We start from the raw sequence: 26,994 nt of genomic DNA on the forward strand, positions 1-26,994 counted from the left end.
CCCCTTTTATTTGTATCGAGAAACCAGGAGAGATCATCATGACGACGCGCCAAGAGCAAGTGAAGCAACTCGAACAGGACTGGGCGAACAATCCGCGCTGGAAGGGCATCAAGCGTGGCTACTCGGCTGAAGACGTGGTGCGCCTGCGTGGTTCGATCCAGCCGGAACAAACGCTGGCTCGCCGTGGGGCCGAGCGTCTGTGGAGCATGATCAACGAGAAGCCGTTCGTGAACGCGCTCGGCGCACTGACGGGCAATCAGGCCATGCAGCAGGTCAAGGCAGGTCTCGAAGCCATCTACCTGTCGGGATGGCAAGTCGCTGGCGACGCCAACCTCGCAGGTGAAATGTACCCGGACCAGTCGCTGTACCCCGCCAACTCGGTGCCGCAGGTCGTGCGCCGCATCAACAACACCTTCACGCGCGCCGACCAGATCCAATGGTCGGAAGGCAAGAACCCGGGCGATGAAGGCTATATCGATTACTTCGCCCCGATCGTGGCCGACGCGGAAGCGGGCTTCGGTGGCGTGCTCAACGCCTTCGAACTGATGAAGGCGATGATCGAGGCCGGTGCCGGCGGCGTTCACTTCGAAGACCAGCTTGCTTCGGTCAAGAAGTGCGGCCACATGGGCGGCAAGGTGCTGGTGCCGACGCGCGAAGCGGTGGCGAAGCTCGTTGCGGCGCGTCTCGCGGCCGACGTGCTCGGCGTGCCGACGGTGCTCATCGCCCGTACCGATGCCGAAGCGGCCGACCTGATCACGGCCGACGTCGACCCGCTCGACCAGCCGTTCTGCACCGGCGAGCGCACGGTCGAAGGCTTCTACCGCACGCGCAACGGTCTGGATCAGGCCATCGCTCGCGGTCTGGCCTATGCACCGTACGTCGATCTGGTGTGGTGCGAAACGGGCAAGCCGGACCTCGAATTCGCCAAGCAATTCGCGGAAGGCATCCACAAGCACTTCCCGGGCAAGATGCTCTCGTATAACTGCTCGCCGTCGTTCAACTGGAAGAAGAACCTCGACGATGCGACCATCGCCAAGTTCCAGAAAGAACTCGGTGCGATGGGCTACAAGTTCCAGTTCATCACGCTGGCTGGCTTCCACAGCCTGAACTACTCGATGTTCAACCTGGCACACGGCTACGCCCGTCGTCAGATGAGCGCCTTCGTGGAGTTGCAGGAAGCCGAATTCGCCGCCGCCGACAAGGGCTTCACGGCGGTCAAGCACCAGCGCGAGGTGGGTACGGGCTACTTCGATGCCGTCACGCAAACGATCGAGCGCGACGCATCGACCACGGCCCTGAAGGGTTCGACGGAGGACGAACAGTTCTTCGACGAAAAGAAGGCGCAGGTCAAGGCAGCCTGACAGGGCTGAGGGAGGGCGCGATGCGTCCGTCGGCGGCGATGCGCGTGGGGGCACGTCGTACGCTGGCGGAACAGTATCGCGTCAGGACCGCGCGTCCGGCTTATCCGGCCGGGGCAGTTGGGGCGGCGTTCCCGTCGTCGCCTTGACTGCACTGCACGCCTGAACGAGAAAAGGCTCGCGAGCTTATCCCGCTCACGGGCCTTTTTTCATGGCGTCGACGATGTCGATGGCATCGATGCCATGCGCTTCGTCAACGCACTCAACGGTAGACGAGGACCGGAATTTTCGAGTGCACGAGCACGCGTTGCGTCTCGCTGCCGAGCAGCAGGCTGGTGAGGCCGCGCCGTCCGTGCGAGGCCATCAGAATGACGTCGCACCCGTGACGCTCTGCGGCATCGATGATGCCCAGATATGGGGCGGGGAAGGTCGAGCTGTCGCGGTCGAAGGGCACGCCCGCTGCGGCGGCCGCCTGTGCGAGCTCGTCGAGATGCGCGCAGGCTTCTTCGGCAATGCGTTCACTGAACGTCGCCGGTGCTTCGAGCACGTATTCGCTAAATGGGGAGTAGGGATACTCGGCGAGACAGCAGTAGCCGGTGACTCTGGCGTTCAGGGCGCGGGCCAGTTCGAGGCCCCCCGTCACAGCCTTTTGGGATAGCTCCGAGCCGTCGGTCGGAATGAGGATGTGGGTAAACAACATATGACCTCCCGCAGTTGGCGTTGCCGAACACGCGTTCACAGGCTCGCGCAGGTAATACGGTCTTGCACCCAGTCCGCTGTCTTGCAGCCGCCGATGCCTGTCGAGCATCGCCTGCGGACCCTTCGCTTCGATTTTATGGCTTCGGCGCAATGCAACAACGGGGGCAAACCCGATATTGAGACGGGCTATCCGCAGCAAACGTTCCTCGCGCGCACCTCGTCGAGGGTGGGTATGCGGCCCGCGCCCTGCTGGCCGGGTGTCTCACGCGGTGCGTCAAATCGACGCGCTTCGACGCTTATGGCGACGCGCTTTGGTGCACGTTTTCGTGCAAATTTTGAGACGCGTCGTCTTGCCAGTACGCCGAACTGCCGTAGTGATGTCTGAGATGGTCGATGAACAGACGCACGCGCAGCGGCAGGTGACGGCGCTGAGGAAACACGGCGTGAATGCCGATGGGCGGCGCGGCGAACGCGTCGAGCACGGTCGTCAGCCGCCCGGCGCGAATGTCGTCGCCCACCTCCCACCACGAGCGCCACGCCAGTCCGTAGCCCTCCAGACACCAATCGTGCAGCACCGCGCCGTCAGTGCATTCCATCGTCCCATTCACGCGGATGGTGACGACCTTGCCGTCCTGCGCAAAAGTCCAGCCGCGCTGCTGGTTGGCCGTCGAGCCGAATGCGAGGCAATTGTGACGGGCGAGGTCGTCGAGCGACTCGGGACGACCGTGCGCGGCGAGATAGTCGGGAGATGCCACGCACACGCGCCGGTTGTCACCGAGACGCAGCGAGACGAGGCTGGAGTCGGGCAACTCACCGAGCCGGATCGCGCAGTCGAAGCCCTCGTTGACCAGATCCACGAGCCGATCCGACAGATCGAGCGTGACGGTGACGTCCGGATGCGACGCGATGAACACTGGCAGTAGCGGGGCGACGTGGCGTCGCCCGAAGCCGGCGGGGGCCGACAGTCGCAAGTGCCCGCTGGCTTTCACGCCACCGGCCGACACGGCCGCTTCGGCGTTGTGCATTTCGTTGAGAATGCGCTGGCAGTCCTCCAGAAAGGCAGAGCCTTCGAAGGTCAGCGTGACGCGCCGGGTCGTGCGCACGAGCAGCTTCACGCCCAGCCGGTATTCGAGCGCGTCGATGCGTCGCCCGATCACGGCCGGGGCCACGCCTTCGAGCGCCGCAGCCCCGGACAGACTGCCCCTGGCGGCGACGGCAACGAACGTTTCGATTTGTTTGAAGCGATCCATGACGGCGATTATGTACTAAAAAGTCATAGATAAAGTGATTTCTATGCATCTTTATGATGATCGGCATCAATAATAGAATCGGCGGGCAATGCTGCCGGATCGCGTGATCCCCCGGCATTGACGGAAGTGCGCGTCCTACACGCCCGATGAGGTGTGAGGGCCCTGTGCAAAGCCCCTGATGTGCCTCCTTGCGGCGCGCTTCCGAACATAAACGAGCTGCTGGAGATCCCCGATGCCTTTGAGTCTGCCCTCAGGCATGCAACTGCATGTCGACGCCACCGATATCCGTCCCGAATACGAAGCCATTCTGACGCCTGAAGCGCTGGCGTTCGTCGCGAAGCTGCACCGCGCGTTCGAGTCGCAACGTCAGACGTTGCTCGCCGCCCGTGAAGCGCGCGTGGCGCGTCTGGATGCCGGTGAAGTGCCCGATTTTCTGCCTGATACGCAAGCCATTCGCGACGGCGACTGGCGCATTGCGCCGCTGCCCGATGCGCTGCAATGCCGTCGCGTGGAGATCACGGGGCCGGTCGAGCGCAAGATGATCATCAACGCGCTGAACTCGGGCGCGGACAGTTACATGACCGACTTCGAGGACTCGAACACGCCGAACTGGCATAACCAGTTGCAAGGGCAGATCAACGTGCGCGACGCCGTGCGCGGCACCATCAGCCTCGAGCAGAACGGCAAGCGCTATCGGCTTAACGACAAGGTCGCGACGCTGATCGTGCGTCCGCGCGGCTGGCATCTCGACGAAAAACACGTGAGCGTGGACGGTGTGCGCATGTCGGGCAGCCTGTTCGACTTCGGCCTGCATTTCTTCCACAATGCGAAGACGTCGCTCGAGCGCGGCTTCGGTCCGTACTACTACCTGCCGAAACTGGAAAGCCATCTCGAAGCGCGTCTGTGGAACGACGTGTTCGTGCTCGCCCAGAACGAACTGGGCGTGGCGCAAGGGACCATCAAGGCGACGGTACTCGTCGAGACCGTGCTTGCGGCATTCGAGATGGACGAGATCCTGTACGAGCTACGCGAGCATAGTTCGGGCCTGAACGCAGGCCGTTGGGATTACATCTTCTCGTGCATCAAGAAGTTCAAGGTCGACGCCGACTTCTGTCTCGCCGACCGCAGCCGCATCAACATGACGGTGCCGTTCATGCGCGCCTACGCGCTGCTGCTGCTCAAGACCTGTCACCGCCGCAATGCCCCTGCGATTGGCGGCATGAGCGCGCTGATCCCGATCAAGGGCGACCCGGAAGCAAACGAAAAGGCGATGGCCGGCATTCGCAGCGACAAGGCGCGCGATGCGACCGACGGTTACGACGGCGGCTGGGTCGCACACCCGGGGCTGGTGCCGGTCGCGATGGAAGAGTTCGTGAAGGTGCTGGGTGATCGTCCGAACCAGTTCGACAAGCAACGCGACGACGTGAGCGTCAAGGGCCGCGACCTCCTGGCGTTCAAGCCGGAAGCGCCGATCACCGAAGCCGGGCTGCGTAACAACATCAACGTCGGCATCCACTATCTGGGCGCCTGGCTGGCGGGCAACGGCTGCGTGCCGATCCACAACCTGATGGAAGATGCAGCCACCGCCGAGATTTCACGCTCGCAGGTGTGGCAGTGGATCCGTTCGCCGAAGGGCAAGCTCGACGATGGTCGCAAGGTGACTGCCGAACTGGTGCGCGAACTGATTCCGCAGGAACTCGCCAACGTCAAGGAACTCGTGGGGCAGGTCGCGCCGACGTACGACCGCGCCGCCGTGATCTTCGAGACGATGAGCACGAGTGAGGACTTCGTCGACTTCCTCACGCTGCCGCTTTACGAAGAGGTTTGACGGCCGTGTTCGCCGTCATGCTCCGCCGATCACAGGCAGCATGACGGTACAACGCTCAGAAGCCGGACGCAAGAAAGACAACGCAATGGGACGATGGCGACATCGTCCCATTTTGTTTTGCGCGTACTTTGTCTTGTTTGAGTCGCCGCGCTACACTGAACTTTGAGGTGCTGGTCCTCGTCCTACTCGTCCACGTTTTGAGAGGATGCCGATGTCGCCCGATATTCCAGAGGTTCCGCAGACTTCCGTTAGTGCTTCCGACATCGCAGCGCTGACGCGCACGCCTCGCGGACCCGGCAAGATCGTTGAGGAAATCCCTGCGTCGCCACGCCGTTTGTATCCCCACATCGAGCCTTTCGAGTCCGGCATGCTCGACGTCGGCAACGGGCACAGCATCTATTGGGAGCGCTGCGGCAATCCCGGGGGAAAGCCCGCGGTGTTCCTGCACGGTGGCCCCGGCGGTGGCTGTTCGCCCGAGCACCGGCGCTTGTTCGATCCTTCGAAGTACTGCATTACGCTGTTCGATCAGCGCGGCTGCGGACGTTCGTTGCCGCACGCCAGTCTCGACCACAACACGACATGGGATCTGGTCGACGATATCGAAGCCTTGCGCACGAAGTTCGGCTACGCGCAATGGCTCGTCTTCGGCGGCTCGTGGGGCAGCACGCTGGCGTTGGCTTATGCGCAGGCCCATGTGAGCCGTGTGAGCGAACTGGTCGTTCGCGGGATTTTTACGGTACGTCGCGAAGAGCTTCACTGGTACTACCAGAAGGGCGCGTCGTGGCTGTTCCCTGATCGATGGGAAAAGTTCCTTGCGCCGATTCCGCTCGAAGAACGCGGTGATCTGATGCGCGCGTATCAGAAGCGACTCACGCATCGCGACGCGTCGGTGCGCATCGACGCGGCACGCGCATGGAGCATGTGGGAGGGCAGCACGATCACGCTGCTGCCGGACGATCAATTAGCCGAAGCGTTCGGCGATCCGCATTACGCGATTGCGTTTGCGCGCATCGAAAATCATTACTTCGTGCACGACGGCTTCCTGAAACCGAACCAGCTGATCGGTGGCGCACATGCGTTGCGCGACGTCCCCGGTGTGATCGTGCAGGGACGCTACGACATGGCGACGCCCGCCCGCACGGCGTGGGAGCTTCACAAGGCGTGGCCTGAAGCGGACTTCTACTGGGCACCGGACGCCGGACACGCTTTCAGCGAGCCGACGATCCAGCATTGGCTGATCGAGGCGACGGATCGGTTTGCTGCAGGATAACGGGCCGAGGGGATCACGGCATGGGGTCGCGCGACGACCCGCGTGGCGAGATACGAATTTGCCCGGATCGTCAATTTTTGCAATCGCAGGCGTGCGCGCGGTGAGATGTTGGGACCGTCTTACTGATCGACGACACGCCTGCCATGCAAACGAGCATCGGTGCGCAGCGCCCTGCGCCATGAATTCCATCACCGAAGTGTCCGCCCAGGCGGTTCCCGACAGCGTTGTGTTGGATGCCGAAGGGAATGCGCATGCGCGAGCCGAGTCCCGCCTCGAGTCCTGCTTCGACGCCCTGGAAGCGGGGCTCGCCGCTTGCGAGAACTCGTTTTCGCAACCCATAGAGCGCTTCATCAACGATGTCCTGGAAATTGACGATTGGGGCGACCCGGCACGCGCGGGCCGTCTGTTCTCCGAGGACGCGGATGTCGCCGAGTTGCGCATGGCGATGGTGAACTGCCACGTCGCGTCGTTCGCGGAAGGTCGGCATTATTTAGCCGAAGTGCAGGGCAGCTTCCCCGTCGACATCGGCCAGCAATGTCTTCAGGTGTTGCGGCACTTGAGCCCGGCGTCGCGACTTGCGCTCCTGACGCCGTCCACCGACGAAACCAAGCGGGTGACTGTCCGCCTGAACTACGACGGCACGGTCATCGTGAGGTTGCCGGCGTCTCGTTGGCTTTTTCCACTGATGCCGGAGTGCGTCTCGGATGCCGCCGGTGCGCTTACCCTTCACGAAATGCAGTCGCTGCTCCAACGGCCGCTGAACAACGGATCGACCGTCGCGCAAACGATCGAAGAATCGCGAGCGGAACTGACATTGGACGACTGGCGAACGCTCGCGCAGTGGCACGCGTTCAAAGCGCAAAAGTACGCAAGCGCTGGCCGACACGATCTGTCGTCCACCGAGTTCGTGTCGGCGTGCGAGGCAGCGATGTGCGGCGACGACTGGGGTGGGGCCGTGCTGTATTGCGAGCAGGCGCTAAGTAACCTCAAGATATGTGCAGACGCAAGGCTGGCAATGCTCTTGGGGGGCCGGTTGAAGCAAGCGTTCGACGCGCGTGGCTTTACGCTATCGGGGGCGGAGGTGGCGTGGGCGTTGGCGGAGCATGTTCTGGAGCCGCTGGGACTCGCACAGAGCGCAGCACGTCATCGTCAACAGGCGACGCAATGCTTCGAGGCTGCGGGGTTGACCGACCCGGCCGCGAGCGACAGGCGACAGATGGCGGGCGTGATCCGGGACGTGTTGTCCGCGCACAGTGCGGCATTTTCGACATCCGGGCTGACGTTGGCGTCATACGACGTCCGTTTCGATGACATGGAGGATCGGTGGTCACGAGAGCGTTTCGACCCCAACGACGATGTTGAGTGGTGTCTGATGCGGAGTTTGCCGAGCGGCACGGATCGGCAAGGCGTACTGGATGTGATCGCGGCGCGAACGGTGAATCGGTTTCACGCATCGGGCGGGCAGAAGCCGGATCGTTTGCATCCGCTGACCCGTGAGACGTTAAGCAAACGGGACTTCTATGTCGGGCGACTCATGCTCGACATCATGAACGTCGCAAAGCAGAACACAGAGGTAAAGGCGCAACCGGCGATATGGAAAAATGCGGCGTTGCAACAGTTCATGGACGACAACCTGTCGTCGCTCCACACGTGCATTGATCGCCTTGACGAGAAACTACTCGGCGGCGCAGCGCCTGAGGATGCCTGCGAGGCATTCGTCGCGGACGTGACCGGTGTCGGCGGCTGGGGCGGTTTGAAGCCGCTGCTCGCTGGCAATTTTCAGGTCGGTGACTTCCGGGTGGCGCTGGCCGAGTGTTTTCTTGCCTCCTTTCCGGCGGGGCAGGCCTACCTGGTCAACGGTGGACGGAATTTTCCGGTCACCCATCGTTTTCGTCCTCGGACGTCGCCGTCGAGCTTGACGAATCGCTTGATCGGAGAGCCGGATTTTCCTGTCGCGACGGGCGAGCGCAGCCTGAGGCTGCTGCAGAGTCTGACGCCGGAGGCGAGAGCGGCGATGCTCCTCCAAACGCAGGACGCGGCACGGACGGCGTCAAAATCGACCACCGCCTTCCTCTATGGTTTGATCGCGCTAACCATTCCCGGCACCCGATGGCGGTTCGCACTGATGCCTTCGTGTATCGGGGACGTCGCGGCGGGCGTCACCGCCGAGGAATTGGCGCGATTGAAGGAGACCTTTGTGGCGCCCGGCGAGACGATTCGTCAAGGCATCGCGAATGCCTCCGCGCGTGCGACGCCAGAGGTGCTTCGGAGTATGGCGGACTGGGCCAGTGTGCTGGGTGAGCGCTACGCTGCGGCCGGGCGTCACGAATTTGCCGTCGACGAGTTCAGGAACGGTTGCGAGGCCGCGCTGCGTGCAGATGCCTGGGGCGTGGCCGCGATCATGTGTCACGCTGCGTTGGACAGTTTGCGTGCCTTCGGCAGTATCGATGCGGCGCAAGCGGTGGGGATGCAGCTCGTCAAGATGTTCGAAGACCAGCGTCTGCCGTTGTTTGCTGCCGCGATACGATGCCGGCTCGCCGACCGGATATTCGATGTGTGGAACCGTCAGGAAACGGCGGCGGCCATGCGATGCGCGGCGAAGGAGATCTGTCAGGCGCGTGGTGTTATCACGGACGTGCTGGTGGCAGGCGACAGGCTCAATCATGCGGTTCGCGCGGCGATCGAGGCGCGACGCACTCAATGGCAATCCGGTGACCTGAAGCTGCATCGGTCCTCGATCCGGTTCGACAACATGCAGGACAGGTACTTGCGTAACGATTTCGATCCGTGCGAGAACCGGGCATGGGGACTGCTGGTGAGGACCGAGCGCGAGTCAGGACGTGACGCGATATACGACGTCGTCAGCTATGAGACCGTCGAATTGCTGAATACGCATGGAAACCAGCTTCACCCGACGATGTTCCGGGATCTGCGTGCCGACGACTTCATTGACGGCGTACTGGTGCTGGACATTCTGCAGGCGGCGGGGGAGATGTCGGTGGCGCAGGTCGCGGTGCCTTCGGAAGACACACCGGTAGATAAAGCAAAACCCCGGCAAAGACGTTAGCCGTCAATGCCGGGGTTTTGTGTCGAAGCTTGCGAGACCGGAAAGTCACCGGTCCCGCCGGGCGTCGATGGACTTAGTCGCCGCGACGCTTGTTGTAGCCGCCACCGTTACCGCCGTTGCCGCGATTGCCGCCGAAGCCGCGATCCTGACGTTGGCCGTCGAAGCTGCGGGTGCCACGGTCCTGGCGATAGCCGCCTTCGGACGAACGGCCACCTTCGAACGAACGCGGGGCGCGTTCCTGACGGTTGCCGTCGAACGGACGCGGCGAGCGGCGCTCGAAGCGATCCGTTGCGCTACCGTTCGAGAAACCGTTGCCGCCCGTGTTGCCACCTTCGGCTTGCTGGTAGCCACCTTGGTAGCCCGTGTTCTCACGACGCTCGAACGTGCCAGCCGGCTTGTTGCCGCCGAAACGCTGACCGCCCTGATAACCGCCGCCGTTGCCACCGCCGTAGCCGCCGCCATTGCCCTGGCGCGGACCGTTGTTGCTCCAGCGGCCACCGCCGTTGCCCTGACCATGACGCGGACCGCCACGGCCCGGACCGCCCGGGCGCTTGCCACCGGCACCCGCCTTCGGCGGCGAGCGGCGCGGCTCGAAGCCGGCCACGACATTCACCGGCAGCGGCTGACGCGTGTAGCGTTCAATGCGCTTCACCGCACCGATTTCGGCGTGTGCGGCGAGGCTCACGGCCACACCACGACGGCCAGCACGGCCCGTACGGCCGATACGGTGGACGTAGTCTTCTGCGAACTTCGGCAGATCGTAGTTGAACACGTGCGTGATGCCCGGCACGTCGATGCCGCGAGCGGCAACGTCCGTGGCCACCAGCACGCGCACACGACGCTCGCGCAGGGCACGCAGCGTACGGTTACGCACGCCTTGCGGCATGTCGCCGTGCAGCGCGGCGCTGTCGAAGCCGGCTTGTTCGAGCTGGTCGGCCAGCAGGTCGGCGTCGCGCTTGGTCGACGTGAACACGATGGCCTGGTCGAGCGAGTCGTTGCCGAGCAGGTGCGTGAGCAGACGATCCTTGTGGGCGCGGTCGTCCACATAGTGCAGCGTCTGTTCGATGTTTTCGTTGGTGCGTTGGTCGTTGCTACGCGTGATCTCGATGGTTTCCGGATCGCGCAGCAGACGACGCGTGATTTCACCCATACGGCCGTCGATCGTTGCCGAGAACAGCAGCGTCTGACGTGCTTCCGGCGTGGCGTCGACGATGGTCTGGATGTCGTCGATGAAGCCCATGTCGAGCATGCGGTCGGCTTCGTCGAGCACCAGCATCATCAGTTGCGACAGATCGATCTTGCCGCTGGAGATGTGGTCGAGCAGACGACCCGGCGTCGCCACGATGATCTCCGGCTGCTTCGCGAGCATCTCGAGCTGACGCGGGTAGGGCATGCCGCCCAGAATGCTCACCGTGCGCAGACGGCGCAGTTGTTTGCCGTACGTATCGGCTGCGGTCGACACCTGTTGTGCCAGTTCACGCGTCGGCGTGAGCACAAGCAGCAGCGGTTGCGCGGCGACACGGCGCACGCGCTGGCCCTTGCGGGGTTTCTCGCCCGGCGCGGCCGGCTGGTTGCGCGGATGGGCTGCCGGTGCGGTGCGAGCGCTCAGTTCGCCGCTGGCCTGCATTTCTGCGAAGCGGTGGATAGCCGGCAGCATGAAGGCGGCCGTCTTGCCCGAACCCGTGGGGCTCGACACCAGCAGATCGCGACCGGCCAGCGCGGCGGGAATCGCACGCTGCTGGACAGGCGTCGGGTGGGTGTAACCGGCGGTAGTCAGGGCCGAAAGAATGGCTTCGTTCAGGCCGAGTTCGGCGAACGTGGGCTTGCCGTCGTTGTTGTCGACAGTCGCGACTTCAACAGATGCGGCGGCGCCGTTTTCATTTTCTTCGGACGACGGGAAATACGTCTGCGCGATGGCAGACAGCTTGGAAGGCTGTTCCATGAATCCTCTTGCGGATTAAGGGTTATGTCGGGGCGTTGGCGCCAATCGGCAAACCCAATTCGTCGCAAGCAGGAAGCAAATCGCGGATGGGGCAGAAAGCGGATCGAAATCCGTATCGTAAGCCGGGGGACGGTGGCGGGTCGTTCCTAGGAACGCCAGTACCGGCAAGAACTACAGCGGCTTATCACAGGATTGGGGCAAAACGCAGTTTTTCGTCGCCAGACGGGGTAACACTTGGTGCCCCGCGAAGCGAAGGGCGGATTATATACCCATTTCATAAAAAATGCACGTTCGGATTTGCACGGAGTGGTGAGGCGTCCGTGGACGGGGCCCAACGGCGGGGCAAATGCTCGGCAAACCCGTCGGGGACGGCGTGAGGCGTGCTCACGGGCATGCCTCGGTATCGCTCGCGCCGTTGCGCGCGATCCCTTCATCGCGCTGGATCGCGCGCCGCGCCGCCGATTACAATAGCGCCATGTCATCGATTACGCTTCTTGCCCTCGATACCTCGACCGAGTTCTGTTCGGTCGCCGTGTATCGCCATGATCCCGCCAGCGGCGCACCGGCCTTCGTGGCCGAACGCCGTCTCGACACTGGCCCGGTTTCCAGTACGCACATTCTTCCTGCCGCCCGCGAGGTCTTGCGCGAGGCGGGTCTGACGCTGGCCGATTGCGACGCAATCGCCTTTGGCGCAGGGCCCGGCTCGTTTACCGGGCTGCGCACGGCTTGCGGCGTAGCGCAGGGGCTGGCGTTCGGTGCCGGGTTGCCGGTCGTGCCCGTCGGTACGCTCGCTGCCTGTGCCGAAGCGGCGCGCGCCATGCGTGTGGGCACGCAGCGCGTGCTCGTCGCGCTCGATGCGCGCATGAATGAGGCCTACTGGGCCGATTACGTCTGGGACGACGCGACGGGCGACTGGCGCGAAGTGCAGTCGCCGTCGTTGGATGCCGCCGAACAGGTGCGCGCACCCGACGCCGAATTTGTGATCGCAGGCAACGCCGTGACGGCCTTCGGCGAACGTCTGCAGGCGGGCGTGCGGGCGCAGGCCGTGCTGGCCGACGCCATGCCGCGCGCCCGTCACGTCGCCGAACTCGCCGCCCGTGCATTCGCTCGCGGCGAGGCGATTCCGGCCGATCAGGCCATGCCCGTCTACATCCGCAACAAAGTGGCGCAGACCACCGCCGAGCGCGCAGCCATCAAGCAGGCAGAGGCGCAGGCGAGTGGCAAGGGGGCGTCCTGATGCGGCAGGTCGGACCGAACCACTATTCGCCGATGACGCCGGCAGACCTCGACGAAGTCGTCGCGGTCGAAGTGCGCGCGTACCCGTTTCCGTGGACGCGCCAGAACTTCGCGGACTCGCTCGAAGCCGGGCATCAGGGCGTTTGCCTGCGGGCAGTCGATGGCACATTGCTCGGCTATTTCTTACTGATGCCGGTCGTCGACGAATCGCATCTGCTCAATGTCTGTGTCGTGCCCGAAATGCAGGGCAACGGGCTCGGCGTGCAGTTGTTGCAGGAGATCGTGCGCGTCTCGCGCGAGCAGGGCATGGGCGGGGTGCTGCTGGAAGTGCGTCCGTCCAATGTGCGCGCATTGCGCATTTACGAGCGTTTCGGTTTCGAGCAGATCGGCCGGCGCAAGGGATACTATCCAGCCAGTGGGCGTCGTGAAGACGCCATTGTGATGCGCCTGTCGTGGGAGACCGATCGTGCCGTGGCCTAAAGCGATTCTGGAAGAGTTCGGGCTGTGGCCGGTATGGATGTCCAACGACGCCGTGGCGAATGCGGCCCATGCGGCCCGTGCGGCGCAGGCCGCCGGTGTTGCGGCTGCGGCGTCAGCCGAGCACGGCGACGTGGCGACGCTCGATGCGCCGGGTGCTGCCCACAGCGACGATTCGCCGCCGTGGGATGTCGCGCCGTCGACCGTGCCAACAAGCGCGCCGGTGAGTGCGCCGGTGAGTGCGCCGGTGAGTGCGCCGGTGAGTACGGCACGTCCTGCTGCCCGTGCGTCCGCGTTCGACGATGCGCTTGCGCGTCCGGCGTCTGCGACACCCCCCGCGCCGCGCGACTTCGCGCCCGCGCCGGTGGCACGGGAGACTTCGCGTCGCGCCGCTTCGGACATGCCGCCGGACGACATCCCGATGTGGCTGGACAGCGAAGGCAACGGCGATGGCGATGCCGCCGCCGATGCCGCGCTGTGGTCGATCGTGCGCGATGCGGGCGAGGACGCACCGTCGCGTCCGGCATTGCCGGGCGTGGAGACGCTGGACTGGGAGGCGCTCACGGAGCGCGTTGCCGGTTGCCGTTTGTGTGGTTTGTGCGAGAAGCGCACGCAAACGGTGTTCGGCGTTGGCGACCGTGAGGCCGACTGGCTTCTGGTGGGCGAAGCGCCGGGGCAGCAGGAGGACTTGCAGAGCGAGCCGTTCGTCGGTCAGGCGGGTAAGCTGCTCGACAACATGCTGAGGGCGTCGGCCTTGCGGCGAGGCGAGAACGTGTACATCGCCAACGTGCTCAAGTGCCGTCCGCCAAACAACCGCGATCCCGAGCCAGCTGAAGTGGCGAGTTGCGAGCCCTATCTCAAGCGTCAGGTCGCGTTGCTCAAGCCGCGCGTGATCGTGGTCATGGGCCGCTTTGCGGCGCAGAGTATTTTGCGCACACAGGCGAGCATCGCCAGCTTGCGCGGACGCGTGCATGAGTACGAAGGGGTGCCGGTGATCGTGACGTACCATCCGGCCTATCTGTTGCGCAGTCTGCCCGACAAGGCCAAGGCCTGGACGGATTGGTGCCTGGCGCGGGCTACCTACGAGGCCGTGTGCGAAACGACTCCGGACCACAAGCCTACGGCGAACTGATCGAAACGCTGCGCGAGGCGCCGGTGCGGGACCTCGCGTGGTTATTGCTGTCCGCCGATCTGCTCAGTGCCACCCGATTCCCGGCGGCGCTGGCGCACTTCAACGCCGAACCCGTCTTTCCCTCCCAAATTCTTCACGACTGGCTGCTTGCCTGCGACGCCGATCCCGCGCCGTTACACGAGATGCTGGCCCGCGGCGAAAGCCACCGTCTGGGGCGCTATGCAGAGCAACTGCTGCACTTCGCATTGCTGCATAGCCCGCACTTCGATCTGCATGCTGCCGGGTTGCAGGTTCGCGACGCCCGTCGCGGCAACATGACGCTTGGAGAGTGCGACTTTCTTCTGACGCGTCTCGCCGATCGTCAGCTGTTGCACTGGGAACTGGCGGTGAAGCTGTATCTGTACGTTCCGCCGGAGTCATCGGCTATACCGGTGATGCCGGACATGCCAGGCGTGCCGGGTGCGCTCGACGAGCGTGCCCTCCAGTTCCGTTGGCTCGGACCTAATCTCGCCGACAGTCTCGCTGACAAGGTGGCGCGGTTGCTCGGTCATCAATTGCGCCTGACCACACTCGACGCAGCGCGCAGTGCGCTACCGGCCGAAGGGCCGTGGTTGCCTCAGGTGTATCTCAAGGGGTGGCTGTTTCATCCGCTGGGACAGCAGGGGCGGCTGCCGCAACTGGTGTCCGAGGGGCATGGCAGAGGCTGGTGGGCGACGCCCGATGCGTGGTGGTCGCACGCGCAATCGGCGTCACCCCATCAGGCGTGGGCCATGCTGCCGCGCGCGCGCTGGCTTGCGCCCGCACGCGTGGACGCTTCGGCGGTGCTCTCGCCGGATGCCATGCGCGCCCGCATTGAGACGCACTGGCATGAGCGAGGCGTGGCGGAGCCGCTGCTGATCGTTGCGTTGAGAAGAGGCGTTGGCGAGCAAGCCGACGGTGCCTGGTTCGAATGCGAGCGAGGTTTCATCGTCCCCGACTTCTGGGCGCCGCGTGCGCGGCATCGCATCGAAGAGCTGAGTGAGCGGGCAGACGCCGCTGCGCGACGTGCGCTCGCGCAGGGGGCCGACGACGCGCCATCGATCTGATGCCGGATCAGGAGCGGCGGTGAGACCGCGCGGCGCAGCCGCTTCCCGATCGATCGCTCAGTCTTTCGGCCAGACGGCGTGAAAGTGATGGACCGGCCCAATGCCTTTGCCGATCCGAAGTTCGTCGCTGGCGGCCAGCGCGCCGTTGAGATACGCCTTCGCGTCGCGCACGGTGTCCGGCCAGTCATTGCGACGCGGGCGCAGTGCGGCGAGCGCCGCGGAGAGGGTGCAGCCGGTGCCGTGCGTATTATGCGCAGCGATGCGCGGCGCATTGAACCGCTCGACGCCAGCCGCACTCACGAGCCAGTCCGGGCTCAGATCCCCCGCCAGATGACCCCCTTTGACCAGCACGTTGCGTGCACCGAGCGCGCGCAGGGCCTGTGCCTGACGCTCCATCCCGGCTTCGTCCGTCGCTGCTTCCACCCCCAGCAATGCTGCCGCTTCTGGCAGATTCGGCGTGATGAGATCGGCCAGCGGCAGCAGTTCGTCGCGCAAGGCAGCGACTGCGTCTGGTTGCAGCAGCGCGTGACCGCTCTTCGAGATCATGACCGTGTCGAGCACGACGAAGCGCGGCTTGTACCGACGCAGCCCGGCGGCTACCGCACGCACGACATCCGCGTTAGCGAGCATGCCAAGCTTCACGGCGTCGACCTCCAGGTCCTGAAAGACGGCGTCCATCTGCGCCGTCACAAAACTCGCGGGCGTCGTGTGAATGCCCGTCACGCGCTGCGTGTTCTGCGCGGTGAGCGCCGTAATCACACTGGCGCCGTAGGCGCCGAGGGCGGAGAAGGTCTTGAGGTCGGCCTGAATGCCTGCGCCACCGCCGGAGTCGGAACCGGCGATGGTGAGGGCGATGGGAATGGACGATGGACGCGTTTGGGAAGGCTGACGCAAATTCATATCAATGCTTGACTTCGCCAATGAGCGCGACCGAATCGAATTCGCGCTGATTGGCCTGGTGACGCTTCATGACGAGCCACATCGTGCCCGACACGAACACCCCGAAAAGAATGATCACGACCCCGACCGGTACGTTGAACCAGATCAGCAGTGCGTAGAGGCATAGCATGATCAGCACCGACAGGTTCTCGTTGAAGTTCTGCACGGCGATGGAGTGACCGGCCGAGAGCAGTACGTGGCCACGGTGCTGGAGCAGGGCATTCATCGGCACCACGAAGAAACCCGCGAGCGCGCCGACGATGATCAGGAAGATATACGAGACGATCAGATACAGCGGCACCTTCCATTCGGTGCCCCAGGGCAGCAAGTCCTTCGAGAAGAAGGCCATGGCCATGACGGCAATCCCCATCGCAATGCCGACCGGCAGCACCGACAGCGAGCGCTTGAGTGGAATGCGCGAGGCGGCGACGATCGCGCCGATGGCGACGCCTACCGCCGATACGGCTTGCAGGATTGCACCTTCGGAAAGCGTCATGCCGAGGGCCTTTTCGGCCCAGCGCAGCACGATGAACTGGAGCGTCGCACCGGCGCCCCAGAACAGCGTGGTGACGGCGAGCGAGATCTGGCCCAGCTTGTCGCGCCACAGCGTGACGAAGCAATCGGCGAAGTCGGAGATCAGCTTGATCGGATTGCGCTCCTGACGCGCATAACGTGCGCCGGTATCCGGAATGCGCAGATTGAACAGCGCGGCAATCACATAAATGCCCATGATGATGATCATCGCGGCCATCGCCGGCGAGTTGATCACCTCAGGGGTGTGCTGCAGCACCCATGCGGATATGTGTGGACTGATGAGCGCGCCGCCGAGTACGGTGCCGAGGATGATCGAACTGACGGTCAACCCTTCGATCCAGCCGTTCGCCGCGACGAGTTTCTCGGCGGGCAATAGCTCCGTGAGAATGCCGTACTTCGCGGGCGAGTACGCCGCTGCGCCGAAGCCCACCACGCCGTACGCAATCAGCGGATGCGAGCCGAACAGCATCATCAGACAGCCCGCGACCTTGATCGTGTTGCTGATGAACATGACCTTGCCCTTGGGCATCGAGTCGGCGAACGCACCGACATAGGCGGCGAGAATGACGTACGAGAGAACGAAGAAGAGTTTGAGCAGCGGTGTCATCCACTGCGGGGAATGCAGATCCTTCAGGAGTGCGATTGCGGCAATCAGCAATGCATTGTCGGCCAGCGACGAAAAAAACTGCGCGGCCATGATGGTATAAAAGCCTTTCTTCATCGGTACTTGAGTCGATCCCGTGCGGCGTAAAACTTGCGTGTCTCGGTTGTCGGAATCCGCGGTACCCCCGAGGGATACCCAAGCGGGAAGAAACCGGGCTTAAACACAGGGGTATCTGCGCTCATCGGCCATGCAAAAGTCGCTAATGGACCGTATGTTCGGTCTTGAAGCCCCCGTGTCGGGCGCCCGGTCGCCCTCGGTCTGAGACCGATATTGTTATCGGGAAAAAGATTTCGGCAAAACAAGTTGTGCGCACGGCTTTATAACACGAAAATATGCCGATGCGTTATGCCGCCGGCCTGTGCTGGCGCAGCTTCCCCTAAGATTCGATCCCGCCATGCCTCGTCCAATCAAAGCTTCGATTCATACCGCAGCACTCGCCCATAATCTCGATGTCGCCCGCCGTCACGCCCCCAACAGCAAAGTCTGGGCGGTGGTCAAGGCCAATGCCTACGGCCATGGCATCGAAAACGCTTATCCCGGATTGCGTGACGCCGATGGCTTCGGCCTGCTCGACCTCGAGGAGGCCGTGCGTCTGCGAGAGCTGGGCTGGGCCGGGCCCGTCCTGCTGCTCGAAGGGTTCTTCAAACCGGAAGACCTCGCCATCGTCGACAAGTACGGTCTGACGACCACGGTGCATAGCGACGAACAGTTGCGCATGCTCGAGACCACGCGTCTGACCAAGCCCCTCAATATCCAGCTCAAGATGAACTCCGGCATGAACCGTCTCGGTTTCGCGCCGGAACGCTTTCGTGCGGCGTGGGAGCGTGCACGTGCGATTACCGGCGTGAGTCAGATCGTGCTGATGACGCACTTCTCCGACGCCGACGGCGAGCGGGGCATCGCGCATCAGATGGAGACGTTCGAGCGCGGTGCTTGCGATGTGCCGGGCGAGCGCAGCCTGTCCAATTCGGCCGCCACGCTGTTCCATCCGGCCGCGCACGGTGCGTGGGTGCGTCCCGGCATCATGCTCTACGGTTCCTCGCCGAAGGGGCTGGAAGTGACGGCCGCGCAACTCGACCTTCAGCCGACGCAGACGCTCGAAGCCGAACTCATCGGCATTCAGGACGTGCCTGCCGGCGGCTCCGTCGGCTACGGCAGTTCGTTTGTCGCGCAGACGCCGATGCGCGTAGGCACCGTGGCATGCGGTTATGCGGATGGCTATCCGCGCGTCGCACCCACGGGCACGCCGATTCTGGTGGACGGTGTGCGCACGCGTACCGTCGGACGCGTATCGATGGACATGTTGTCGGTCGATCTCACGCCGGTGCCGCAGGCGCGCGTGGGGGCGTCCGTCACCTTGTGGGGGCGCGGCCTGTGTATCGACGAGGTCGCCGCGTCGGCCGGTACGCTGGGTTATGAGCTGATGTGTGCGGTGGCGCGTCGCGTGCCGATTCACGCCGTCTGAACCTCGCGACAGGATTGCCTGCATGGCTAAAGCTAAGACCGTCTATATCTGTACCGAATGCGGTGGCCAGACCCCCAAGTGGGCTGGCCAGTGTCCTCATTGCAACGGCTGGAATACGCTCGTCGAATCGGTGGCGGAGGCGTCTACCGGCCATCGCTATCAATCGCTGGCCAAGAGCACGCCGATTCGCAAGCTGGCGGAAATCGAAGCCTCCGATGTACCGCGTTTTTCCAGCGGCGTGAGCGAATTCGATCGCGTGCTGGGCGGTGGTCTGGTCGCGGGCGGGGTAGTGCTGATCGGTGGCGACCCGGGGATCGGCAAGTCGACGCTGCTGCTGCAATCGCTCGCGCATCTCGCGCGTGAGCGCCGTGCGCTGTACGTGAGCGGGGAAGAATCCGGCGCGCAGATTGCGTTGCGTGCGCAGCGGCTCGGTCTCGGCGCGGCCGGTGAGGGCGGTGGCGAACTCGACCTGCTCGCGGAAATCCAGCTTGAGAAGATTCTCGGTGCGATCGAATCGGAGAAGCCCGACGTCGTGGTCATCGACTCGATTCAGACGATCTATTCCGAAGCCCTGACATCGGCCCCGGGATCGGTCGCGCAAGTGCGCGAGTGCGCAGCGCAACTGACGCGCACCGCCAAGCAAAGTGGCGTGACGGTCATTATGGTCGGCCACGTGACGAAGGAAGGCAGCCTCGCCGGGCCGCGCGTGTTGGAACACATCGTGGACACGGTGCTGTATTTCGAAGGCGATACGCATTCGTCGTATCGTCTGGTGCGTGCGTTCAAGAACCGCTTCGGTGCCGTGAACGAACTGGGCGTGTTCGCGATGACGGAAAAGGGCCTGCGCGGCGTGGCCAATCCGTCGGCGCTGTTCCTCTCGCAGCATGAGCAGAGCGTGCCGGGTTCGTGCGTGCTGGTGACGCAGGAGGGCACACGGCCGCTGCTCGTCGAAGTGCAGGCGCTGGTCGATACGGCGCAGGTGCCCAATCCGCGACGTCTGGCCGTGGGCCTGGAGCAGAACCGTCTGGCCATGTTGCTGGCGGTGATGCACCGTCATGCGGGCATTGCCTGTTTCGATCAGGACGTGTTTCTCAATGCCGTCGGCGGCGTGAAGATTACCGAGCCGGCGGCCGACCTCGCGGTGTTGCTCGCGATCCATTCGTCATTGCGCAACAAACCGCTGCCGCGGGGCATCGTGGCTTTCGGGGAAGTGGGGCTTGCCGGGGAAATCCGGCCGAGTCCGCGCGGTCAGGATCGTCTGAAGGAGGCGGCCACGCTGGGCTTCTCGATTGCGATCATTCCGAAGGCGAACGCGCCGAAACAGCCGATCGACGGACTGGAAGTCCACGCCGTCGACCGTCTGGAACAAGCCATCTCGGTCGTAGCCGGTCTGTAGGTGACGTTCGTCTGAGTGCCGAACGACGCCTCGGCACATCGCGTGCCGAAGCGAGCGGCCCGGTGGCATTACGTCACATTAGGTGACATTAGGTGGCATTCGGTGGCATTAACTGCCACCGAGTGCCGCGCTGGCGGAGGCAAGCGCCTCCGTCTGTGCCTTCAGGGCGGGTTCGAGCTCGCTCACCCACTTCAAGCGCATCAAATCGAGCTGGATCAGTTCCACCAGCTGCTCGGCTTGTGCATTGGACGTCATCCCCTCGCGCTGGAGCGATTGGTAGGTCACGCTGCGCGCTTGAGCGCCAGCATCGGTGCCGACGCTCAGCCACGTTTCGTCGTGCAGTAACTGCGTACCGACGGCACGCATGCGCGCGATCAGCGTCTTCTCGACGGGGGCGTTTTGCCCGATCAGTTCGGCAAGCGAAGCGAAGGCAGTGCGAAACGTGTCCGCTTCTCGATTTCTCACGGTCGCAAATGTTTTCAAATGCGCGACCATCGTCCGGAAAATCGCCTGATGTTCGACAAGCCGTGGCGCTGAGCCGACATCGCTGGCAGCTTGCGGTACTGACGTGGGCGCCTGCGCATATAGGCGACGCCACTCGTCGAGCAAGTCATCCATCGAGACGTGCGACAGGAAGTGCATTTCTCCGGCGAGTTCTCCCAGCGCCACCGAACTGGTGGGCTTTCCCGCAGACTGCGGCTTCGACGCGCTCAGTGCCGCCTGGGCGAGTCCGAGCGCCGTGCGGTCCGTTTGAGCAAGTGTCTTAAGCACTGTCTCGGTCGCCGCCATGGATGCGATCAGCGCATCCATGCGTGCATCAATCGTCGATGTCGACATCGTGTTCCATTCGGTTTCAGATCGGTAGAAGGTCTCGCTGAGGACACCTGTCAGACGATCTGCTCCATGGCTTCCTGCGCTTCGAGCCATTCGGCTTCCACGTCGGCGAGCCTGGCGGTGACATCGGCCTGCTGCTTGAGGCTATCGGTCAGGAGCGATTTGTTCGCCTCTTCGTACGTGGCGCTGTCGGCGAGGATGGCATCGAGCCGGGCCTTCTCGTCCGACAGTTGGCTCATCGACGCTTCGAGTTTCTCGATCTTGCGCTGGAGCGGCTTGCGCAGTTGCGACAGACGCTGGCGTTCCTGCGCCTCGGCGCGCTTCTGATCGCGCCGGTTGACGCCATCGTCGCCACTCGCGCTATCGCCGGCGCCCCCGCTGGCTTCGCGTGCGGCTGCGCGCTGGTCGGCCGCGTGTTGCAGCAGCCAGTCGCGGTAATCGTCGAGATCGCCGTCGAACGGCTTGACTTCGCCGGCGGCCACGAGCAGGAACTGATCGGTCGTTGCGCGCAGCAGGTGCCGGTCGTGCGAGACGAGAATCAGCGTGCCGTCGAACTGTGCGAGGGCCATCGTCAGTGCGTGGCGCGTTTCCAGATCCAGGTGGTTGGTCGGTTCGTCCAGCAGCAGAAGGTTTGGCTTTTGCCAGATGATCAGCGCGAGCGCGAGACGTGCCTTTTCGCCGCCCGAGAAGGGCGCGATGGACGACGTCGCCATATCGCCCCGGAAGTTGAAGCCACCGAGGAAGTCGCGTAATTCCTGCTCGCGCGTGTCGGGCGCGAGACGCTGCAAATGCTGCAACGGCGAATCGTCGTGACGCAAGGTTTCGACCTGATGTTGCGCGAAGTAGCCGATCTGTAGTCCCTTGCCGGTCTTCACGTCTCCGGCAAGCGCTGCAAGCGTACCGGCCAGCGTCTTGATCAGTGTCGATTTCCCTTGGCCGTTGGCGCCGAGCAGGCCGATGCGTTGCTCGTTCTGCACCGACATCGTCACATGCGGCAGGATCACCTTTTCGCTGCCATCGTCGAGGTGATAGCCGCAGCGAACGCCTTCGAGCACGAGCATCGGATTCGGTGCGCTGTCGGCCGTTCGGAACTCGAACGTGAACGGCGACGCGACGTGGGCGGGCGCGATGCGTTCCATCTTTTCAAGCGCCTTCATGCGGCTCTGCGCCTGACGTGCCTTGGTCGCCTTGGCTTTGAAGCGCGTGATGAACGATTCGAGGTAAGCAATCGTCTTCTGCTGTTTATCGAAGGCGTTCTGTTGCAGCGCCAGTTGCTGGCCGCGCGTGATCTCGAACTGGCTGTAATTGCCGCCGTAGCGCTTGATCTGCTGATTCTCGATATGCAGGATGACGTTACAGACCTCGTCCAGAAATTCGCGATCGTGGGAAATCACGATCAGCGTGCCTGCGTAGCGCTTGAGCCAGTCTTCGAGCCAGACGATGGCGTCCAGATCCAGGTGGTTGGTCGGTTCGTCGAGCAGGAGCAAATCGGACGGGCACATCAGCGCCTGCGCCAGATTCAGACGCATGCGCCAACCGCCCGAGAAGCTCGTCACCGGGAGCTGCGTCTGTGCAAGCGTGAAGCCGAGGCCGAGCAATAGCGCCTCGCCGCGTGCGGGGGCGGTGTAGCCGTCGGCGTCGGCAAACGCGCTGTGCGCTTCCCCCTGTGCGTGACCGTCGTGCGCGGCTTCGGCCTGGGCAATGCGAGCTTCGATGTCGCGCAATCGCGTATCGCCGTCGAGCACGTAGTCGAGCGCAGTGCGCTCGACTGCGGGCGTCTCTTGCATCACGTGCGCGATACGCCATGCCCCGGGGATGAAGACGTCGCCGCCGTCGGCATGCAACTGGCCGCGCAACAGCGCGAACAGAGTCGATTTGCCTGCGCCGTTGGCCCCGACGAGACCTACGCGCTCGCCGGGGTTGAGCGTGACGGAAATGTCTTCAAAAAGCTGCTTGGTGCCGCGCGCGAGGGTAAGGTGTTCGAATCGGATCACAGCGTATGGGGAGGCGAGGGAGGTGAAATCAGAAAAAAGGGCGAAATACGTGGCAAGCGACGCCGAGTCGGGCGCGACGAAGCCGATATTTTACCGGGTGTGAGGGGCGCGCGGCATTTGTTGGTGACCTGTCGACGGATTGACGGCTGGACGCACGTCTGCGCTGGCACCTGTCAACGTTGACAGTTGTCCCGGTGCACGGGGAAACCTATCGTCTAGTGGAGGCCGCACGATGTTTGCGCTCGGGCGGTTGTTCGATGTGCGATCGGATTGCGCCCTGCGCGACTTCGCGCGACGGAGGCGGTGATGACTGAAAAACAAACTTCGGGCGAGTTGTTCGTCAACGGCGATTTTGCGACAGGTGATTTTTCCGGCTGGTCGGTCGGAAGCGACGCGTCCATGTCTGTCGTGCCGAACGAGGGGCGGCACATCGCGGTGCTAAAGCCAGTTCCCTATGGTGTCCCAATCACGCTCAACCAAACCGTGGTTCGAGAGCGTTCGGATGGCGATTACGTCTTCGGATTCTGGATTCGCTCGTCGGATGCCGACGGTAATGCCGTACCCGGAGTGCGGTACATCACCGTCGTGACGATGCTGATCCATCCCCGCGACAATCTGGGCTCCGGAAAAATACGCACCATGAATGCCGTCGTAACGTCGTATTGGGTCAAATACACGTGGCGATTTTCCATTGAGGGCAGGCGAAATCAGGACTTCGAAGTCGTCTTCAAAAATGAGCGGAAACGGCCCGATGATGCGTTGATTTTGCCTGCGGGGCGGGACGGTTATGAAACTGTCATTGTGCCCAACGAAGACCCTGCCCCGAAAACGCTGAACGACGACGACAACAGCCCGTTCGCCATCCGCGACGTGACGCTCTTCAGAGCCTAGCGTCCGGCGATCAAATTATTGGAGGAACGACGTGATGCCCTCGCTCACGGTCTGACCTGATGCGCAGTCTGGCAATCATTCGGTGTGGCGGCAGCGGATCTATGCTTTGCGCGAATTTTCGCGATGGAGGCTGTGATGACGGAGAAACAAACTTCGGGCGAGTTGCTCGTCAATGGCGACTTTGCGACGGGCGACTTTACGGGATGGTCACTTTGGGACGGCGTGTACATGTCGGTAGTACCGAATGAGGGCGGGCATGTCGCCGTGCTGAAGCCGGTCCCCTATAACATCGGTCAGTGGTTGGGCCAGTTGGTGGTTCGAGACCGCTCGGATGGCGATTATGCCGTCGGATTCTGGCTTCGGACGTCGGATGCGTACGGCAACCCAGTACCCGGGGTAACGCGCAAGGTGACGTCTGTGATGTCGATTCATCCGTACGATGATTTGGGGATTGGATACACTTTTCACTTTCCTTCCGTAGCAACGTCCTCCTGGCGCAAATACACGTGGAAATTTTCCGTTAAGGGGCGACTCAATCAGGGCTTCTCGTTTTCATTCCTGAATGAGCGGAAACGACCGGATGGTTCGTTGGCGCTGCCTGAAGGAACGCAGGGGTACGAAATGGTCATGGTGCCAAACGAGGGGCAGGAGCCGGAAACGCTCAACGAACCAGACGACGACAATTGCTCGGTCGCTATCCGAAATGCCACCATCTTCAAGGCCTAACCTCGGGCGATCAGAGCGCTGGGGCAACGTGCCGTGGCACTGCATCGGAATCTGACGCCGGATGTGCAATCCGGCTATCTCGGTGAAGCTGTATCGAATTCATGCCTTGCGCGAACTCGCGCGTTGGGGGGCTGCGATGGCTGAGAAACCAACTTCAGGCGAGTTGTTCGTCAATGGTGACTTTGCGACGGGTGACTTCACTGGCTGGACCGTCGTCAATGACGAGTACATGTCCGTCGTGCCAAATGAAGGACGGCGTGTCGCTGTGCTCAAGCCAGTCCCCTATGGCGCGCGTATTTATCTGAGTCAGTTGGTTGTGCGAGATCGGTCGGACGGTGATTACGTGGTTGGCTTCTGGGTTCGGACGTCGGACGCGAACGGAGATTCGGTGCCGGGGGTAACGCGAAGGACCGCTGTGCAGATGTGGGTACATCCCCGCGACAATTTGGGCGACGGATTATGGCGGAGCATGTCCGGCGCCGCAACGTCCTCCTGGGCCAAATATACGTGGCAGTTTTCAATCAAGGGACGACGGAATCAGGACTTCGAGATCGTTTTCCAAAATGAGCGAAGACGGCCCGATGGTCTGTCGACACTGCCCGCCGGACGCGACGGCTATCACACTATCCTGGGGCCCAATGAAGGTGCCGCACCGGCAGCACTCGATGACGATGACAACTGCTCGTTTGCCGTTCGCGACGTGACGCTCTTCAGAGCCTAGCGTCCGGCGATCAAAGAACCGGTGCAAAAAGGCGCGCCACTCGCATCACGATCTGACGCCATTTCGGAATCGTCCGGAAGTCGTCCTTGCTGAGCAACGTGGCGTGCTCGAAGTCGTTGGTCAGCATGTAAGCGACGTCGTCCGCGAAGCCTCGGTCAACCGTCAGCAACATGATTTCAAAGTTCAGGCGGAACGACCGGTTGTCGAGGTTCGCGCTGCCGACCGCCGCCGCGTTGTCGTCGATCAGCACGACCTTCTGATGGACAAAGCCGTGGTGATAACGGTAGACGTTGATGCCGCTGCGCGCCGCCTCGTAGGCATACGACGTCGTCGCCTCGAATACCACATAATGGTCCGCCCGGTCCGGAATCAGTAGGCGCACATCGACACCGCGCAGTACCGCCAGGCGCAGCGCCGCGAATACCGCTTCGTCGGGGACGAAGTAGGGCGTGGTGAGCCAGATGCGCTTTTGTGCGGCATTGATCGCCGTGACGAAGAAGAGCGAGGACGTTTCCCGACGATCCGCCGGGCCACTCGGCACCACCTGACAGTGCATGTCTTCGCCCGATGCGACGGGTTGACGATTGAGCTCCGGCACCAGTCCCGTACACCAGTGCCAGTCCTCGGCAAAGGCTCGCTGAATACCCACCACGGCCGGCCCACGCACGGAAATGTGCGTGTCACGCCACGGCGCGAGCGGCGGCTTCTCACCGAGGTATTCCACCCCGACGTTGTGCCCTCCGATGAACGCTTCGTTGCCGTCGATCACCACGATCTTGCGGTGATTGCGGAAATTGAGTTGAAAGCGATTGACGAAGATGCCGCGCTTTTTGGCTGCAAACTCATGCACCTGCACGCCACCCTCACGCAGCTTCTCGCAATAGCTGCGCGGCAGGTCGTGGCTGCCGATGCTGTCGTAGAGAAGATAGACCTTCACGCCCGTTGCAGCGCGCGCCAACAGGCGAGCGGATAGGGCACGTCCGAGCGCGTCGTCCTTGACGATGAAGAACTGAACGAGGACGTAATCGCGTGCGCGGTCGATCGCGGCGAAGATGGCGTCGAACGTGGCCCGTCCGTTGACGAGCAACCGGACGCGATTGCCTGCCACGAACGACATCCCCGTCATGGCCGTGAGCGCTGCAAACTCCGGGTGCGCTTCCATCGCGACAGGCGGCTCACCGCGCCACTGCGTCTCGCCCATTCGGGATTGCAACACCTCGTTGCGCGCCCGGCGCGCTTCGACGTAGCCGATGAACTTCGAGCGTCCGAGAAACAGATAGGGGATGAGCGTGAGATAGGGCATCGTCACGAGCGAGACGGCCCAGGCGACGGCGCCCTGCGAAGTGCGCACCGTCAGAACGGCATGGATCGCGGCGGCGATCCCCAGTGCATGTAGACAGGCGACGGCAAAGCCGACGTCGAGCCAGTTGAGCACCATGACGGTTCACATACCTCCATGCCGTGAGTCGCGCGGACTCGGGACCCT

Annotated in this window: 22 protein-coding genes; 13 read left to right on the forward strand and 9 right to left on the reverse strand. The window is 63.1% G+C overall.

The window, feature by feature from the left end; all coding sequences use genetic code 11:
- Positions 1-38: 38 nt before the first annotated feature.
- The gene (aceA, locus tag MB84_RS10620; protein WP_046291751.1) at positions 39-1,361 is read left to right on the forward strand and encodes an isocitrate lyase; all 1,323 of its coding nucleotides are present in this window, start codon (positions 39-41) and stop codon (positions 1,359-1,361) included.
- A 259-nt stretch (positions 1,362-1,620) separates the two neighbouring features.
- Here the strand turns inward: aceA and MB84_RS10625 are convergent, their stop codons facing one another.
- On the reverse strand, positions 1,621-2,055 hold the full coding sequence (locus MB84_RS10625) for a universal stress protein (RefSeq protein WP_046293650.1): 435 nt from the start codon (positions 2,053-2,055) through the stop codon (positions 1,621-1,623).
- A 298-nt stretch (positions 2,056-2,353) separates the two neighbouring features.
- Entirely contained in the window at positions 2,354-3,307 is a 954-nt protein-coding gene (locus MB84_RS10630; protein WP_046291752.1) for a LysR family transcriptional regulator, read from the reverse strand.
- A gap of 232 nt (positions 3,308-3,539) precedes the next feature.
- Here MB84_RS10630 and aceB point away from each other — a divergent pair, with 232 nt between their 5' ends.
- Positions 3,540-5,135 (forward strand): malate synthase A, encoded by a 1,596-nt coding sequence (gene aceB, locus MB84_RS10635; protein WP_046291753.1) that lies wholly within the window; start codon positions 3,540-3,542, stop codon positions 5,133-5,135.
- 334 nt (positions 5,136-5,469) lie between these two features.
- Positions 5,470-6,405: a prolyl aminopeptidase gene (gene pip, locus MB84_RS10640; RefSeq protein ID WP_046291754.1), complete on the forward strand. Its 936-nt coding sequence runs from the start codon at positions 5,470-5,472 to the stop codon at positions 6,403-6,405.
- 70 nt (positions 6,406-6,475) lie between these two features.
- On the opposite strand, the gene MB84_RS29855 is transcribed toward pip, so the two are convergent.
- Complete coding sequence (locus MB84_RS29855) at positions 6,476-6,865, reverse strand: hypothetical protein (RefSeq protein ID WP_211279365.1); 390 nt, start codon at positions 6,863-6,865, stop codon at positions 6,476-6,478.
- A gap of 468 nt (positions 6,866-7,333) precedes the next feature.
- Here MB84_RS29855 and MB84_RS10645 point away from each other — a divergent pair, with 468 nt between their 5' ends.
- Positions 7,334-9,472, forward strand: coding sequence for a hypothetical protein (locus tag MB84_RS10645; protein WP_157122687.1), 2,139 nt, complete (start codon positions 7,334-7,336; stop codon positions 9,470-9,472).
- A gap of 73 nt (positions 9,473-9,545) precedes the next feature.
- Here MB84_RS10645 and MB84_RS10650 read toward each other — a convergent pair whose 3' ends face one another.
- Entirely contained in the window at positions 9,546-11,414 is a 1,869-nt protein-coding gene (locus tag MB84_RS10650) for a DEAD/DEAH box helicase (RefSeq protein ID WP_046291756.1), read from the reverse strand.
- Between the two features lie 475 nt (positions 11,415-11,889).
- Between MB84_RS10650 and tsaB the strand changes: the two genes are divergently transcribed.
- From tsaB to MB84_RS10670, 4 genes are read left to right on the forward strand one after another with little or no spacing between them, the layout of a single operon-like run.
- The gene (tsaB, locus tag MB84_RS10655; protein WP_046293651.1) at positions 11,890-12,651 is read left to right on the forward strand and encodes a tRNA (adenosine(37)-N6)-threonylcarbamoyltransferase complex dimerization subunit type 1 TsaB; all 762 of its coding nucleotides are present in this window, start codon (positions 11,890-11,892) and stop codon (positions 12,649-12,651) included.
- Positions 12,651-13,130 (forward strand): ribosomal protein S18-alanine N-acetyltransferase, encoded by a 480-nt coding sequence (gene rimI, locus MB84_RS10660; RefSeq protein WP_046291757.1) that lies wholly within the window; start codon positions 12,651-12,653, stop codon positions 13,128-13,130. Before tsaB ends, rimI begins: the two co-directional genes overlap by 1 nt.
- Entirely contained in the window at positions 13,117-14,259 is a 1,143-nt protein-coding gene (locus MB84_RS10665; protein WP_046291758.1) for a uracil-DNA glycosylase, read from the forward strand. The genes rimI and MB84_RS10665 overlap by 14 nt, the downstream gene beginning before the upstream one ends.
- Positions 14,220-15,344, forward strand: coding sequence for a DUF1853 family protein (locus MB84_RS10670; RefSeq protein WP_052653156.1), 1,125 nt, complete (start codon positions 14,220-14,222; stop codon positions 15,342-15,344). The genes MB84_RS10665 and MB84_RS10670 overlap by 40 nt, the downstream gene beginning before the upstream one ends.
- Before the next feature lie 57 nt (positions 15,345-15,401).
- On the opposite strand, the gene thiD is transcribed toward MB84_RS10670, so the two are convergent.
- Both thiD and lplT read right to left on the reverse strand, forming a co-directional pair.
- Positions 15,402-16,244 carry a bifunctional hydroxymethylpyrimidine kinase/phosphomethylpyrimidine kinase gene (gene thiD / locus MB84_RS10675; RefSeq protein WP_046291759.1) on the reverse strand — a complete coding sequence of 281 codons (843 nt, stop codon included), beginning with the start codon at positions 16,242-16,244 and terminating at the stop codon, positions 15,402-15,404.
- Position 16,245: 1 nt separating this feature from the next.
- On the reverse strand, positions 16,246-17,538 hold the full coding sequence (lplT, locus tag MB84_RS10680) for a lysophospholipid transporter LplT (protein ID WP_046291760.1): 1,293 nt from the start codon (positions 17,536-17,538) through the stop codon (positions 16,246-16,248).
- A 337-nt stretch (positions 17,539-17,875) separates the two neighbouring features.
- Between lplT and alr the strand changes: the two genes are divergently transcribed.
- Together alr and radA are read left to right on the forward strand one after the other, a co-directional pair.
- A complete protein-coding gene (gene alr, locus MB84_RS10685; RefSeq protein WP_046291761.1) occupies positions 17,876-18,946 on the forward strand; it encodes an alanine racemase in 1,071 nt (356 codons plus the stop codon).
- Positions 18,947-18,968: 22 nt separating this feature from the next.
- The gene (gene radA, locus MB84_RS10690) at positions 18,969-20,342 is read left to right on the forward strand and encodes a DNA repair protein RadA (RefSeq protein ID WP_046291762.1); all 1,374 of its coding nucleotides are present in this window, start codon (positions 18,969-18,971) and stop codon (positions 20,340-20,342) included.
- A gap of 108 nt (positions 20,343-20,450) precedes the next feature.
- Here the strand turns inward: radA and MB84_RS10695 are convergent, their stop codons facing one another.
- Positions 20,451-21,179: a hypothetical protein gene (locus tag MB84_RS10695; protein ID WP_046291763.1), complete on the reverse strand. Its 729-nt coding sequence runs from the start codon at positions 21,177-21,179 to the stop codon at positions 20,451-20,453.
- A gap of 50 nt (positions 21,180-21,229) precedes the next feature.
- A complete protein-coding gene (locus MB84_RS10700; protein WP_046291764.1) occupies positions 21,230-23,170 on the reverse strand; it encodes an ATP-binding cassette domain-containing protein in 1,941 nt (646 codons plus the stop codon).
- 306 nt (positions 23,171-23,476) lie between these two features.
- On the opposite strand from MB84_RS10700, the gene MB84_RS10705 reads away from it, so the two are divergent.
- From MB84_RS10705 to MB84_RS10715, 3 genes are all read left to right on the forward strand, one after another.
- Positions 23,477-24,061, forward strand: a complete 585-nt coding sequence (locus MB84_RS10705; protein WP_046291765.1) for a hypothetical protein — start codon at positions 23,477-23,479, stop codon at positions 24,059-24,061.
- 135 nt (positions 24,062-24,196) lie between these two features.
- On the forward strand, positions 24,197-24,787 hold the full coding sequence (locus MB84_RS10710) for a hypothetical protein (protein ID WP_157122688.1): 591 nt from the start codon (positions 24,197-24,199) through the stop codon (positions 24,785-24,787).
- 82 nt (positions 24,788-24,869) lie between these two features.
- Positions 24,870-25,508, forward strand: a complete 639-nt coding sequence (locus MB84_RS10715; RefSeq protein WP_157122689.1) for a hypothetical protein — start codon at positions 24,870-24,872, stop codon at positions 25,506-25,508.
- Positions 25,509-25,518: 10 nt separating this feature from the next.
- On the opposite strand, the gene cls is transcribed toward MB84_RS10715, so the two are convergent.
- Positions 25,519-26,946 (reverse strand): cardiolipin synthase, encoded by a 1,428-nt coding sequence (cls, locus tag MB84_RS10720; RefSeq protein WP_046291768.1) that lies wholly within the window; start codon positions 26,944-26,946, stop codon positions 25,519-25,521.
- Positions 26,947-26,994: the final 48 nt, after the last annotated feature.

Source organism: Pandoraea oxalativorans (assembly GCF_000972785.3).
Classification (GTDB): Bacteria; Pseudomonadota; Gammaproteobacteria; order Burkholderiales; family Burkholderiaceae; genus Pandoraea; species Pandoraea oxalativorans.

Coding starts and splice junctions, on each gene's coding strand:
- aceA (WP_046291751.1), top strand. CDS start 39: ATGACGACGCGCCAAGAGCAAGTGAAGCAACTCGAACAGGACTGGGCG.
- MB84_RS10630 (WP_046291752.1), bottom strand. CDS start 3,307: ATGGATCGCTTCAAACAAATCGAAACGTTCGTTGCCGTCGCCGCCAGG.
- aceB (WP_046291753.1), top strand. CDS start 3,540: ATGCCTTTGAGTCTGCCCTCAGGCATGCAACTGCATGTCGACGCCACC.
- MB84_RS10645 (WP_157122687.1), top strand. CDS start 7,334: ATGTGCGGCGACGACTGGGGTGGGGCCGTGCTGTATTGCGAGCAGGCG.
- MB84_RS10650 (WP_046291756.1), bottom strand. CDS start 11,414: ATGGAACAGCCTTCCAAGCTGTCTGCCATCGCGCAGACGTATTTCCCG.
- tsaB (WP_046293651.1), top strand. CDS start 11,890: ATGTCATCGATTACGCTTCTTGCCCTCGATACCTCGACCGAGTTCTGT.
- rimI (WP_046291757.1), top strand. CDS start 12,651: ATGCGGCAGGTCGGACCGAACCACTATTCGCCGATGACGCCGGCAGAC.
- thiD (WP_046291759.1), bottom strand. CDS start 16,244: ATGAATTTGCGTCAGCCTTCCCAAACGCGTCCATCGTCCATTCCCATC.
- lplT (WP_046291760.1), bottom strand. CDS start 17,538: ATGAAGAAAGGCTTTTATACCATCATGGCCGCGCAGTTTTTTTCGTCG.
- alr (WP_046291761.1), top strand. CDS start 17,876: ATGCCTCGTCCAATCAAAGCTTCGATTCATACCGCAGCACTCGCCCAT.
- radA (WP_046291762.1), top strand. CDS start 18,969: ATGGCTAAAGCTAAGACCGTCTATATCTGTACCGAATGCGGTGGCCAG.
- MB84_RS10695 (WP_046291763.1), bottom strand. CDS start 21,179: ATGTCGACATCGACGATTGATGCACGCATGGATGCGCTGATCGCATCC.
- MB84_RS10705 (WP_046291765.1), top strand. CDS start 23,477: ATGACTGAAAAACAAACTTCGGGCGAGTTGTTCGTCAACGGCGATTTT.
- MB84_RS10710 (WP_157122688.1), top strand. CDS start 24,197: ATGACGGAGAAACAAACTTCGGGCGAGTTGCTCGTCAATGGCGACTTT.
- cls (WP_046291768.1), bottom strand. CDS start 26,946: ATGGTGCTCAACTGGCTCGACGTCGGCTTTGCCGTCGCCTGTCTACAT.